This is a genomic window from Variovorax paradoxus EPS, from assembly GCF_000184745.1.
In the GTDB taxonomy this organism is placed as follows: domain Bacteria; phylum Pseudomonadota; class Gammaproteobacteria; order Burkholderiales; family Burkholderiaceae_C; genus Variovorax; species Variovorax paradoxus_C.
Genome location: NC_014931.1, coordinates 788,394 through 800,633 on the forward strand (window position 1 = coordinate 788,394; position 12,240 = coordinate 800,633).

The following is a 12,240-nucleotide window of genomic DNA, read 5'->3' on the forward strand; positions in this document are numbered from 1 at the left end:
GATGCGCTTTCTTTCCGTCAACCTGAACGCGGTGCTGGTCGAGCTCGACGACCTCGCCCAGACCCTCGCGCTGCTGGCCTCGCTGCGGGCCGAGCCCATCGCCGGCATCGAAGAACTGGTGCCGGCCGCGCGCACGATCCTCATCACCTTTCGGCCTGCCGTGCTGTCGGCCGCCGCGCTGGCGCACCTCGTGCGGCAGCGCCGGCTCGATGTCCGCGAGACGCGCGTCGACAAGCGCATCGAGATTCCCGTGCGCTACGACGGCGAAGACCTCGCCGAGGTGGCCGGCCTGCTGGGCATCGCGCCCGAGGAACTGGTGCGCCGCCACACCGGCAGCGACTACACCGTCGCCTTCACCGGCTTTGCGCCCGGCTTCGCTTACCTGAGCGGTGGCCACCCGAGCCTGAACGTGCCGCGCCGCGCGGTGCCGCGCACCCGCATTCCGGCCGGCGCGGTCGGGCTCGCGGGCAGCTTCAGCGGCGTGTACCCGCAGGCCAGCCCCGGCGGCTGGCAGATCATCGGCGTGACCGACACCCCCATGTGGGACCTGTCGCGCGAGACGCCGGCGCTGCTGCAACCCGGCGACACGGTGCGCTTCGTCGATGCCACGTCATTGAAGGTGGCGCTGCCGGTGGCCGAGAAAGTTGTCGCTGCGTCCGCGTCTGCAAATGTCGAAGGCGGCAGCGCCTTCGAAGTCCGCGCCGCCGGCCTGCAGGCCCTGTGGCAGGACGGCGGCCGCCATGGCCACGCGCGGCAGGGCGTGTCGGCTTCGGGCGCGATGGACCAGCGCTCGCTGCAGGCGGCGAATCGACTGGCCGGCAATGCGTCGGATGCGGCCTGCCTCGAACTGGCCTATGGCGGCTTCCAGTTCGTCTGCCGCGGCGAGGCGGTGATCGCCGTTGCCGGCGCCGACGGTCCGCTCACGCTGACCCGTGCCGATGGCGCGCAATGGCCGTTGCCGCGCTACCAGCCCATTGCGTTGGCCGACGGCGACACCGTGACCTTCGGCGAACCCGTCGCCGGCATCCGCAGCTACCTGGCCATGCGCGGCGGCTTTGCCGTGGCGCCGGTGCTGGGCAGTTGCGCGACCGACACGCTGGCCCGCATCGGTCCACCCGCCGTGGCCGCGGGCGATGTGTTGGCGGTGCGCGCGGTGGTCACCGGCGCCATCGTCGGCGCCGCCGAAGCGCCGCCGGCCGACCTGCCCACCGTGCAGGAGGACGTCGTGCTCGACATCGTGCCCGGCCCGCGCACCGACTGGTTCACCGCCGATGCGCTCGAGCGCCTGTGCGGCCAGGCGTGGTCGGTGACGCCGCAGTCCAACCGCGTCGGCATCCGCCTGAACGGCCAGGCGCCGCTGGTGCGCGCGAACACCGCCGAGCTTCCCAGCGAGGGCACGGCGAGGGGCTCGATCCAGGTGCCGCCCAGCGGCCAGCCCGTGCTGTTCCTGGCCGATCACCCGCTCACCGGCGGCTACCCGGTGATTGCATCCGTTGCCACCCATCACCTGGACCGCGCGGGGCAGATTCCCGTGAACGCCCGCGTCCGCTTCCAGCTTGTGGCGGGCCTGGGTCCCGTCGATATTTTTTGATTCAGATCGAGAGCATCTTCCGATGAAAAAAGTCCTGATCGCCAACCGCGGCGAAATCGCCGTGCGCATCGCGCGTGCCTGTGCCGACCACGGCGTGCAGTCGGTCGCCGTCTACGCCGATCCCGACCTGAATGCGCTGCACGTGCGCAGGGCCGACGAGGCTTACGGCCTCGACGGCCATCGCCCCGCCGACACCTACCTCAACATTCCCAAGCTGCTCGCGGTCGCCAAGCGCAGCGGCGCCGATGCCGTGCATCCCGGCTACGGCTTTCTCTCCGAAAGCGCGGCCTTCGCAGAGGCGGTGATCGACGCCGGCCTCACATGGATCGGGCCCTCGCCCGCGGCCATCGCCACGCTCGGCGACAAGGTGCAGGCCCGCAAGCTCGCCTTGAAAGTCGGCGCGCCGCTCGTCGCGGGCACCGCCGATCCGGTGAAGGATGCGAGTGAAGTGCTCGCCTTCGCCGAACAGCACGGCCTGCCGATCGCGATCAAGGCTGCCTTCGGCGGCGGCGGACGCGGCATCAAGGTGGCCTGGCGGCTCGATGAAGTCGAAGGCCTTTTCGAATCGGCCGTGCGCGAGGCCATCACCGCCTTCGGCCGCGGCGAGTGCTACGTCGAGCAGTTCCTGGACCGCCCGCGCCACGTCGAGGCGCAGGTGATCGCCGACACGCACGGCAACGTCGTCGTGCTGGGCACGCGCGACTGCTCGCTGCAACGGCGCAACCAGAAGCTCGTGGAGGAGGCGCCCGCGCCGTTCCTGAGCGACGCGCAGCGCGAGCGCATCCACCAGTCGGCGCGCGACATCTGCGCGGCCGCCGGCTACACCGGCGCGGGCACCGTCGAGTTCATGCTGAGTGCGAGCGGCGCGATCTCTTTCCTCGAGGTCAACACGCGCCTGCAGGTCGAGCACCCCGTGACCGAGGAAACCGTCGGCATCGACCTTGTGATCGAGCAACTGCGCATCGCCGAAGGCCTGCCGCTGTCGGTCACGGAGACGCCGGTGCCGCGCGGCCACTCCTTCGAGTTCCGCATCAACGCCGAAGACGTGGGGCGCGGCTTCCTGCCGTCGCCCGGCCCGGTGCATGTGTTCGATACACCGTCGGGTCCGGGCGTGCGCGTGGACACGGGCGTCGACGCCGGCTCGCAAGTGCCCGGAAGCTTCGACTCGCTGATGGCCAAGCTCATCGTCACCGGCGCCACGCGCGCGCAGGCCATTGCACGCGCACGCCGCGCGCTCGATGAGTTCCGCATCGAAGGCCTGGCGACGGTGCTGCCGTTTCACCGCGCGGTGATGCGGCATGCGGACTTCGTTTCGGAGGATGCCTTCAAGGTCCACACACGCTGGATCGAGACCGATTTTGCGAACGACGAAGCCGCGGGCGTGCGGCCCGATCCGCTGCCGGACGCATCGCTGCATCGCACGGCCATCGAGATCGACGGGCGTCGCATGTCGCTCGGGCTGCCGGCGGAGTTGCTGCGTGGCTTGTCGTCGGCCTCCGCCCTGGGCGGTGCCGTGCCCGGCGTTGCCGACGCGCCGGCGGCTGTCGCGGCCGATGCCGCCGCCGTGGCCGCGCCGGTCTCGGGCACGCTGCAGGGATGGAAGGTGGCGGATGGCGATGAGGTCGCGGAGGGCGCCGTCGTCGCGGTGATGGAAGCGATGAAGATGGAGATGCAGGTCGTTGCCCATCGCGCGGGTCGCATCGCGTTGTCGGTCGCGGCGGGAGGCTACGTGGCGGTGGGAGCGGCGATCGCGACCATCGCGTGAGACGGACGGCGGCCGACGCGGCTCACGTTCCCCGAAGACCGCATGAGCAGTCAGCGCAGGGCGGCATCACGCGGGCGACCCATGCACCCGCCCCAGGAAATCTCGCATCAACGCCACCACTTCATCCAGGTGCGTCTCCAGCAGCCAGTGCCCGCCGTCCAGCAGATGGAACTCCGCATCCGGCAGATCTCGGAGGTAGGCGCGTCCCGACTTCTCGGGCATGTAGTGATCCTGCGGGCCCCAAAGAATCAGCGTCGGCGGACGGTGCTCGGCAAGGTACTGACGGTGCTGCGGGAACCAGGCGCGGTTTTCCTTCAACCCGGCGATCAGGTCGATCGCGATCTCCTTGCGCCTTGGCGTGACCAGCGACCAGTGCAGCTTCCACAGGTCCGGCGGGATGCGCCCGGCGAGCTCGGGCCTCACCGCGTTGAGAAATTCTTCCTTGAACACTTCTTCGGTGATCGCCTCGGCGAGCTTCGCGCGCATCTGCGCCCGCGGCAGCGTCCATGTGCTCTCGATCTCGGCGTACTTCGGCCCGAGCGCATCCTCGTAAGGGATATCGCCGTTCTGGATGATGAGCGCCGCCACGCGCGCAGGCGCCTTGATGGCCAGGCGCGCGCCGACCGGTGAACCGAAGTCGTGCAGGTACAGGGCGAAGCGTTCGATGCCGAGCGTCTTCACGAAGCCGTCGAGGAATTCCGCATAGCCATCGAAGCTGTGGTCGAAGCCCTCCGGTGTCGCGCTGTAGCCCGCGCCGGGATAGTCGGGCGCGACCAGCCGCCAGCGGTCGGCCAGGCGCGGCATGAGGTTGCGGAACTCGTACGACGAGCACGGGTAGCCGTGCGGCAGCAGGACGACCGGCGCGTCCTGCGGGCCGGCCTCGCGGTAGAAGGTTTCGACATCGCCGACCTGGATGCGGCGGTGCTGCACTTGATTGCTCATGAGCATCTCCTGTTCGCTTGCCGGACCGACCCAGAATCGTGTCGGCCCGGCAATCGACGGAGGCTAAAAACCGTGCGCCCTTGCTGCGGTCAGTTAGCGCCGACGCGGGCCGTAAGCCAAGACTGAAAACGCGCTCGCGCGATCCTCGGTTTTTTGGGCTCGCGGGCTTGCTGCTGACCTTCAACCCGTATGGGCGCCGGTACTGAAAACCAGCGCCGCGGCCGGCCTTCAGGCCACCGGTGAAATGAACGAGATCAGCCGCCCCATGCGGGCGATGAAATTCGCCGTCGTGATGAACTGCGGCTTGTCGCGCTTCACATACGGCGCGATCTCCGGCGGCGCATCGGCCGGGTAGGGCGAGGTGTCGTAGATGTCGCCGACGTGGCGGCTGCGATAGGCCGTGCCGGTATACGGCGCCGTGGGGCCGTCGCCGCGGTACGGGTTCACGATCTCGGGCACGGGCGCGGTCCAGTAGTTGCCGTTCACCAGCGCGGCCACGATCGTCTGCGCTTCGGATTCAGGCACTGCGGGCGTCTTCAGCACCGCACCCTCGAACAGGTCGGGAAAGTCCACTTCACGCACCGCGGCGAAGTACTTCGGCAGTGCGCGGGGCGCAGTGGCCTTCAGCGGCGACTTCGCGACCATCGCATCGATCTGCGGCTGCGTCATCGCATTCAATTCGTCGAGGCGCTTTTGCAGCGCGGCGGGGTCCACCGAACGGCCCGACGAATAGTGGCTGATGGTGTTGGTGATGTCCTTGTCGAAGAAGTAGGCGCCGTTGTGGATGTTGGAGCCGTAGCGGTGCACGAAGAGCGGCTCGTTCGTGTCGAGTTCGATGAAGGTGGCCACGTTGCGTCCGGCGAGCAGCGGATTGAGCGTCGCGACGTTGGCGGGCAACTGGATCGAGGGCGACTTCAGCCAGTCGATCGCCTTCTGCAACTGCGACAGGTACTTCTTGTCGCCGGTCAGCGTGAAGTAGCCCAGGAGCTGCTGGATGTTGGTCTGCGTGGTGTGCGTGGCCAGGGAGCGGGGCTCGTACGAGCGCGCGCCGCCGGGTTCGCCGGCGGCACGGCCGCCCGTCGTGCGGGACAGGTGCTGCAGGCTCCAGCCCGACTGCTGCGCCAGCGCCGGCGAGGTCCACTGCATCCGCTGCATGCAATCCATCGCCCGCGTGATGTTGGCCACGAGGTCGGTGCGGCCCAGCGTCATCACGCACATCGTGAGGAACTTGATGTTCTCGCCCATCACGTCGTCGTTGAAGGTCACGTGCAGCGTGTAGTCGCCGTCTTCCATGCCCGCGCGTGCGCCCGCCGGCAGTTGCGCCGGGTTGGGCAGCGGCATGGATGCGACTGCGTTGGGGTTGTGCGGAAAGCGCTGCGGCCATCCGCCGTCGGCCACGCCGAACTGGGAGCCGAACTGCGCGTCGGTGATGAATCGGATGGCGTTGTCGGTCGCGGCCCGATAGACGGGATCGTTCTTCTCCAGGTACATGCGCAGCATCAGCTGCGAGGCCACGGCGGTAGTGGCGTCGTCGAAGGTCGCATTGCCGTAGTAGTGCTGGAACTCCTCGAGGCGCCAGCCGTTCTTGCCCACCGTCTCGTACCAGTCCTGCAGCGACGCCTCGCCGTTGAAGTCATGGATGTAGTTCCAGCCGCCCGAGCTGTGCTGGGCAGCGGCGACGGCCTTGGCCGTGCGATCGGCTGCTTGATAGAAGCGCTCGTCGCCGGTCGCGTGGTAGGCGTCCAGGTAGATGTGGCCGATGGAGGAGGTTCCCGGCGGCTGCAGCCAGAGCATGGTGCGCTTGGCCTCCATTTCCCCGAAGGTCTGCGTGAGATCGGGCGAGTACGACCACACGTAGCCGCCACGGTAGGAGACGACTTCGTCCATGTAGCTCGCTGCGCGCTTGAGTGCCGCCGCGGCCGTGGCCTGCGGTGTGGGCGCCGGGGCGGGCGCGGGTGGCGGCGGCGGAACGGGGAATGGAAAGACGGGGCCGTTTCCACCTCCGCCTCCGCCACATGCCGCCAATGCGACGGGAGTCAGGACCGAAATTGCGAATTGCCTGCGTTTCATGGATTGCCCTCTTTGGGTTGAATGTCCCGGCGCTACCGGGTCTGCAGTCATCAGTTGTCGTACAACACTGTTGTCTTTGCTGCAGCGGGCGGATTATTGAGTCAGCTCTCGGTCAGGGTCAACGGTGGGAATGCGGACGATGTCGTCGGAACCAGCAAGAGTAGTCACATAGTTGTAGGACAACGTATGAGATAGGCTGAACGGCGCAGGCGTGTATCGAAAACGCCGCGCATGGCTGATGTCTCAGCCGCGGCCATGGGACCGCTCCCGGATCTGGTTGACTTGGCGGGCGGACGCGTTGCGCGTCAGGCCCGCTTCTTGAAGTGCATCGAGGCGCCGCTTGCGCGGGCCAGTTCTTCCGCGGACTCGAGGAGCAGGGGCCCCAGCGCCAGCATGCGTTCCTCGGTGAGGCGCACCAGAGGCCCTGCGATCGTGATCACGCCGACCACCGCGCCGTTGCCGCTACGCACCGGCGCGGCCATGGCTGTCATCGCGGGGGCGAACACCTCGCTGATCATCGAGAAGCCGCGCTTGCGCGCCGCGCGCAGAAAGGCCAGCAGCGCCTTGACCGTGGTCGGCGCTTTCGGGCCGAAGTCCTCGGGCTGTCCGAAGCCTTGCCTCGCGACCAGCTGGAGCGCCTGCTCGTCCGTCATCGTCGAGAGCCACGCATGGCCGGCCGAGCTGGACGAGAGGTTGACCGAGAGGCCCATGTCCGGGTCGTAGCGCAGGCCGCGCGTGGCGCCCTGCGCCTTGGCCACGAAGGTCAGTTCGTCGCCGTCGACCACCGCGAGCCGCACCAGCTCGCCCGAACTGGCCGCGAGCCTGTCGAGCAGCGGCTGGGCGATGTCGACGATGCCGCTGTTGCTGAGGAAGCTCAGGCCGAGCGACACGAGCTTGATCGTGAGCATGTAGTCGCCATGGCTCTGGTCCTGCCGCACATAGCCGCAACGCACCAGTTCGCTCAGCAGGCGATGGGTGGCGCTCAAGGGCATTTCCAGTTCGGCGGAGAGCGCCGACAGGGCGCGGCCTTCGGGGTGGCCGGCCAGGTGTTCAAGCACCTTGAAGCTGCGTTCGAGTATGGCGGTCATGCGGGCAACTCTAGCATTTTGCCAAGTGTTTTCACTAGTAGAAAGATTTTCCACTTGACGATTAAGATCGCGCCGCCAGAGGTCGAGGCGCCAGTGGATCGCCCCGACACGCATCCCTTACATCGAAGCTGGAGATCCAATCTTGAGAACGCTTTACCGCTCGCTGGCCACCGCAGGCCTCGCCCTCGCACTGGTCGTTCCCGCTCTCGCGCAGGCGCAGCAGGATCGCGTGATCCGCTTCGGCCATCTGAACAACGCCGACCATCCCGTGAGCTTCGGCGTCAAGCGATTCGCCGAACTGCTCTCGGCCAAGAGCGGCGGCAAGATGAAGGTCCAGGAGTTCCCCGCCTCCCAACTGGGCAACGAGATGCAGCAGCAGTCGGCCCTGCAGGGCGGCGTGCAGCAGATGTCGGCACCGGCCACCACTTCGCTCGCAGGCATCGTCAAGGAGTTCGGGCTTGTCGACTTTCCCTTCTCGGTGAACTCCTTCGCGCAAGCCGATGCATTGCTCGATGGGCCGCTCGGCCAAGCCCTCATCGCCAAGCTGCCCGAGAAAGGCCTCGTCGCTCTCGGCTACTGGGACTTGGGCTTTCGCAACGTCACCAACAGCAAGCGCCCCATCACCAAGCCCGAAGACCTCGAAGGCCTGAAGATCCGCGTGATCCCCAACCCGGTGTTTCTTGAAACCTTCAAAGCCTTCAAGGCCAACCCGGTGCCGATGCCCTTTGCGGAGCTGTATGGCGCGCTCGAAGCGAAGGCGGTGGACGGTCAAGAGAACCCCTATGCCGTGATCCTCTCGAACAAGTTCTACGAAGTGCAGAAGTTCGTCAGCGCCACGAACCATGTCTACGCGGCCAACATCGTGCTGGTGAGCAAGAAATTCTGGGACTCGCTCACGCCGGCCGAGCAGAAGATGATGAACGACGCGGCCAATGAAGCGCGCGGTTATCAACGGCAAGTCAGCCGCGCCGCTGCGCAGAAGGCCGTCGGCGACCTTCAGGCCAAGGGCGCCCAGTTCAACGAACTCACCCCCGCCGAGCAGGCCCGCATGCGCACTGTCGCCAAGCCCGTCATCGACAAGTTCGCCGCTCAGTACGACCCCGCCATCGTCAAGATCTACAACGACGAGCTCGCACGCATCCGCAAGGAATGACCGCCCCGCACTTCGCGCTCGCCGCGAACGACGCCTCGGGCTGAACGCCGCTCCGGTCCGCCGGCAACCCTCATCACCGCTGCTCCTGCCGGCCGCCGCCGAGCAGCCAATCCGTCTCGGGAAAAACATCCCCGTGCGGCCCGCTTTCGACCAAAAAAGGAGACTCCCTTGAAATATTCCAGATCATTTCTCTTCGGACTTGCATCGACCGCGGCGCTCGCGCTGGCGGTGACCGCCTGCGGTGGCGGCAGCGACGGCGGTCCGTCGTTCGCGGGCTTTCCGATCCAGCCGGTGGCGCCGGCCGCGCCCAACCAGCCGACGACGCCGACCGACGAAGTGCCGGTGCCGCCGACCGACCCCGTGGCCGAGGCGGACGACAGCTTCGACCCCTACTACAACGTGTGCCGCGGCACCAATCCCAAGTGCTACAACGACTGGGGCGCATTCGCCACCACGCCCGATCGCGTGCTGGTGTACTCGCGCACCGCAGGCCCGCGCCATGCCGTGCTCGGCACGCCGATGGGCACAGGCCTGAACCCGACGATGAACCCGGACAACATCATGCAGGCCGGCCTGGTGCGCATGCTGTCAGCCGAAGGCATCACCGTCGACTGGACGGAAGACGTCGCGGTGCTCGGCAGCCGCATCAACAACTACAAGGCGATCATCTTCGCGAGCTCGAACCGCGACACCTTGTGGAACGGCGCGGTCACGACGAGCCAGGACGCGGCGCGTACCGCACTGCGCAACTACATGCGCCGCGGCGGCGGCTTCGTCGGCCTGCACAACGCCTTCGGCGCCGAATACAACTGGCCGTACTACGAAGGCCTGCTGGGCAACGCGAACTTCTACAACCACGGACCGAACCGCGCGGGCGACGTCGAGATCGTCTCGGACGATCCGTCGACCAAGGACGTGCCCAAGCGCTTCTCCTTCCAGGACGAGTGGTACAACCTCGCGCCTTTCCCGACGAAGGTGAAGTTCCTCGCCAAGGTCGACACGTCCACGCTGAAGCCGCTCACCTCGGCGCCGCACCCCGGCCACGCGGACTTCCATCCGGTCGCCTGGTGCCAGTACTACGACGGCGGCCGCGCATGGCTCACCACCCTCGGCCACAACGCGCACTCGTTCACCGCCGACCTCTCGGGCGTCGGCGCCATCGAGTTCCAGAAGCTGGTCGTGCAGGGCGTCAAGTCGGCGATGGGCCTCACGCCCTTCTGCACCGAGTAACGGCATTCCAACCTTCACCGCGTAGAGGCATCCATGAAACCAAAGTCATTGGTCACGCTGCTCATTTCCTGCGGCGTGCTCGCATCGCCACTGCTGATCACCGCATGCGGCGGCTCATCGGGCGGGGGCACGCCCGCCTTCCCGGTGGTGCCCGCACCGCCCGCGCCGCCGCCTCCCGGCCCCGGCGCACCACCGCCGCCACCGCCCGCACCCGCCACGCCCTCGGCGAACCTGTCGGACTGCTGCACCGCGGGCGACAAGGACTTCCCCAAGGTCGGCGGCAACCTCGGCAACCAGAACTACTCCAGCCTTGCGAAGATCGACAAGGCCCAGGTCGCCAAGCTCGGCGGCGCATGGGTCAACCAGATCGAAGGCGGCATGGCCACCGGCAACAACCAGAGCACGACGGTGGTGGTCGACGGCGTCATCTACATCGAGTCGGCGCTCGGCAACGTGATCGCGGTCGATGGCAAGACCGGCCTCACGAAATGGAAGTGGACGACGCCCTACGGCTCGATCACCCGCCGCGGCGTGGCGGTCGCGAAGGACCTGGGCCTGGTCTTCACCGTGGCCAGCGGCAACCGCCTCGTGGCGTTGCGCACCGACACCGGCGCCATCGCCTGGATCAAGCAGTACCCGAGCAGCGCCACCGACCCCGACTACCAGGGCGCGCTGCAGAAGGTGGCGCTGGTCTATCACGACAAGCGCCTCTTCCTCGGCACGAACGACGGCAGCCGCGGCGCCGCGTTCTCGGCCGATGCGCTCACCGGCAAGGTGCTGACTTCGTTCTGGGGCGTGCCGCGCGCCGGTGAGATCGGCTATGACACCTGGGGCGGCGCGGCCGAGTCCGACCGCGCGGGCGCCACGCCGTGGATCCATCCCGCGGTGGACCCGGAGCTCGGCCTCATCTACTGGACCTTCGGCAACGTGCGCGGCGGCTCGTCGCAGAACGGATCCGCGCGCCCGGGCCTGAACCTGTTCGCCAATTCCATCGTCGCGCTCGACCTGAAGACCGGCGAATACAAGTGGCACTTCCAGTCGGTGCACCACGACATCTGGGACATGGACAACGTGATGTCGCCCGTGCTCGCGGACGTGAAGATCGACGGCAAGGACCGCAAGGTCGTCATCTACGGCAGCAAGACCGGCATGTACTACATCCTCGATCGCAAGGACGGCAGCGCGCCGCTGGGCATCGACGAAGTGCCGGTGAAGCAGGACGCCCGCCAGGCGAGCTGGCCCACGCAGCCGCTGCCGCGCCAGGGCGCATGGACCGAGACCTGCATCGTCGATCAGCCGCTGGGCACCGCCATCCCCGGCGACCCGAACCGCGCCGTGCCCAACTACGTGAAGGGTTGCCTCTACGACGCGCACTGGGACGTGCCGATCCTCTCCATCCCGGGACACGGCGGCGGCGCGAACTGGAACCACCAGGCCTTCAGCCAGCGCACCGGTCTCGTCTACACGGGCATGGGCTACGTGTCGGCCGCGCACTCGCTCACCGAGTCGAGCAACGGCCTGCGCCCGCCGGGCACCTACATGACGGGCGCGGTGGTGGCGGTCGATCCGAGCACCAACCTCGTGAAGTGGAAGAAGCAGATGCCGTACTCGCTCGCGCACGGCAACGGCATCCTGGCCACCGCCTCGAACCTGCTCTTCATCGGCCAGCCCGACGGCAACCTGCTCGCGATGGACGCCAACGACGGCAGCGAGCTGTGGCGCTTCCAGACCGGCGCTGCCATCAGCGCGAGCCCGATCGCCTACGAGATCGACGGCGAGCAGTACGTCGCGGTGTACTCGGGCGGCACGGGCATTCCGTACGGCGACTCGGCACCGCGCGGCGATCGCTTGTGGGCCTTCAAGGTCGGCGGCACGGTGATGCCACCCGCGACGCCAACGCCGCCCGTCGTGCGCCGGCCAGTGTCCGGATCGGCGGTGGAGGGCGCTGCGCTGCCGACGCCCAACACCGTGTTCCTCGCGCGTGTGCAAACGCCGGCGAACGAGCCCGGTGCCACGGAGTCGACCGCGGTGAATGCGATGACGCCGACCTTCATGCGCGTGCCGGCGAACACCACGGTGACCTTCACCAATCCGGCCGCGAATGCCAACACGCACTGCGCGACGCAGTTCTTCGAAGGACGGTTCAACTTCCGCCTGGCACCGGGCCAATCGGCGACCCACACCTTCGATGCGCCCGGCGAGTACTTCTACAACGACTGCCATAGCCCGCGTCCTACGGGCAAGATCGTCGTATATTGATACGGTCCCTCAATTCCCCAACCCTGAAGGAGCAATGCGATGAAATGGTGCAAACCTGAGTTCGAAGAAATGCGTTTCGGCTTCGAGATCACGATGTACATCTCCGCTCGCTGAGAGCGGACCACAACGGCACCGGCTTCCA

The 12,240-nt window shown here is 67.4% G+C and carries 9 protein-coding genes; 6 read left to right on the forward strand and 3 right to left on the reverse strand.

Going from position 1 to position 12,240, the window contains the following annotated elements; all coding sequences use genetic code 11:
• Position 1 precedes the first annotated feature (1 nt).
• Together VARPA_RS03495 and VARPA_RS03500 are read left to right on the forward strand one after the other, a co-directional pair.
• Complete coding sequence (locus tag VARPA_RS03495) at positions 2-1,591, forward strand: 5-oxoprolinase/urea amidolyase family protein (protein ID WP_013539163.1); 1,590 nt, start codon at positions 2-4, stop codon at positions 1,589-1,591.
• A gap of 22 nt (positions 1,592-1,613) precedes the next feature.
• Positions 1,614-3,356, forward strand: coding sequence for an acetyl/propionyl/methylcrotonyl-CoA carboxylase subunit alpha (locus VARPA_RS03500; protein WP_013539164.1), 1,743 nt, complete (start codon positions 1,614-1,616; stop codon positions 3,354-3,356).
• Between the two features lie 66 nt (positions 3,357-3,422).
• Here the strand turns inward: VARPA_RS03500 and VARPA_RS03505 are convergent, their stop codons facing one another.
• The 3 genes from VARPA_RS03505 to VARPA_RS03515 all read right to left on the reverse strand — a co-directional run bounded on the left by VARPA_RS03505 (position 3,423) and on the right by VARPA_RS03515 (position 7,456).
• Positions 3,423-4,298: an alpha/beta fold hydrolase gene (locus VARPA_RS03505; protein ID WP_013539165.1), complete on the reverse strand. Its 876-nt coding sequence runs from the start codon at positions 4,296-4,298 to the stop codon at positions 3,423-3,425.
• Positions 4,299-4,526: 228 nt separating this feature from the next.
• Positions 4,527-6,185, reverse strand: a complete 1,659-nt coding sequence (locus VARPA_RS03510; RefSeq protein ID WP_268741632.1) for a pectate lyase — start codon at positions 6,183-6,185, stop codon at positions 4,527-4,529.
• Between the two features lie 488 nt (positions 6,186-6,673).
• On the reverse strand, positions 6,674-7,456 hold the full coding sequence (locus VARPA_RS03515; RefSeq protein WP_013539167.1) for an IclR family transcriptional regulator: 783 nt from the start codon (positions 7,454-7,456) through the stop codon (positions 6,674-6,676).
• 142 nt (positions 7,457-7,598) lie between these two features.
• Here VARPA_RS03515 and VARPA_RS03520 point away from each other — a divergent pair, with 142 nt between their 5' ends.
• The 4 genes from VARPA_RS03520 (at position 7,599) to pqqA (ending at position 12,212) form a co-directional block, all read left to right on the forward strand.
• Positions 7,599-8,609, forward strand: a complete 1,011-nt coding sequence (locus tag VARPA_RS03520) for a TRAP transporter substrate-binding protein (RefSeq protein WP_013539168.1) — start codon at positions 7,599-7,601, stop codon at positions 8,607-8,609.
• A gap of 168 nt (positions 8,610-8,777) precedes the next feature.
• Positions 8,778-9,839 carry a ThuA domain-containing protein gene (locus VARPA_RS03525; RefSeq protein ID WP_013539169.1) on the forward strand — a complete coding sequence of 354 codons (1,062 nt, stop codon included), beginning with the start codon at positions 8,778-8,780 and terminating at the stop codon, positions 9,837-9,839.
• Between the two features lie 33 nt (positions 9,840-9,872).
• Entirely contained in the window at positions 9,873-12,098 is a 2,226-nt protein-coding gene (locus VARPA_RS03530; protein WP_013539170.1) for a PQQ-binding-like beta-propeller repeat protein, read from the forward strand.
• 39 nt (positions 12,099-12,137) lie between these two features.
• The gene (pqqA, locus tag VARPA_RS31930) at positions 12,138-12,212 is read left to right on the forward strand and encodes a pyrroloquinoline quinone precursor peptide PqqA (RefSeq protein ID WP_013539171.1); all 75 of its coding nucleotides are present in this window, start codon (positions 12,138-12,140) and stop codon (positions 12,210-12,212) included.
• Positions 12,213-12,240 lie beyond the last annotated feature (28 nt).

Bases quoted from the DNA above. Each gene is read 5' to 3' on its own strand.
- VARPA_RS03495 (WP_013539163.1), top strand. From the start codon at position 2: ATGCGCTTTCTTTCCGTCAACCTGAACGCGGTGCTGGTCGAGCTCGAC.
- VARPA_RS03500 (WP_013539164.1), top strand. From the start codon at position 1,614: ATGAAAAAAGTCCTGATCGCCAACCGCGGCGAAATCGCCGTGCGCATC.
- VARPA_RS03505 (WP_013539165.1), bottom strand. From the start codon at position 4,298: ATGAGCAATCAAGTGCAGCACCGCCGCATCCAGGTCGGCGATGTCGAA.
- VARPA_RS03510 (WP_268741632.1), bottom strand. From the start codon at position 6,185: ATGGACGAAGTCGTCTCCTACCGTGGCGGCTACGTGTGGTCGTACTCG.
- VARPA_RS03515 (WP_013539167.1), bottom strand. From the start codon at position 7,456: ATGACCGCCATACTCGAACGCAGCTTCAAGGTGCTTGAACACCTGGCC.
- VARPA_RS03530 (WP_013539170.1), top strand. From the start codon at position 9,873: ATGAAACCAAAGTCATTGGTCACGCTGCTCATTTCCTGCGGCGTGCTC.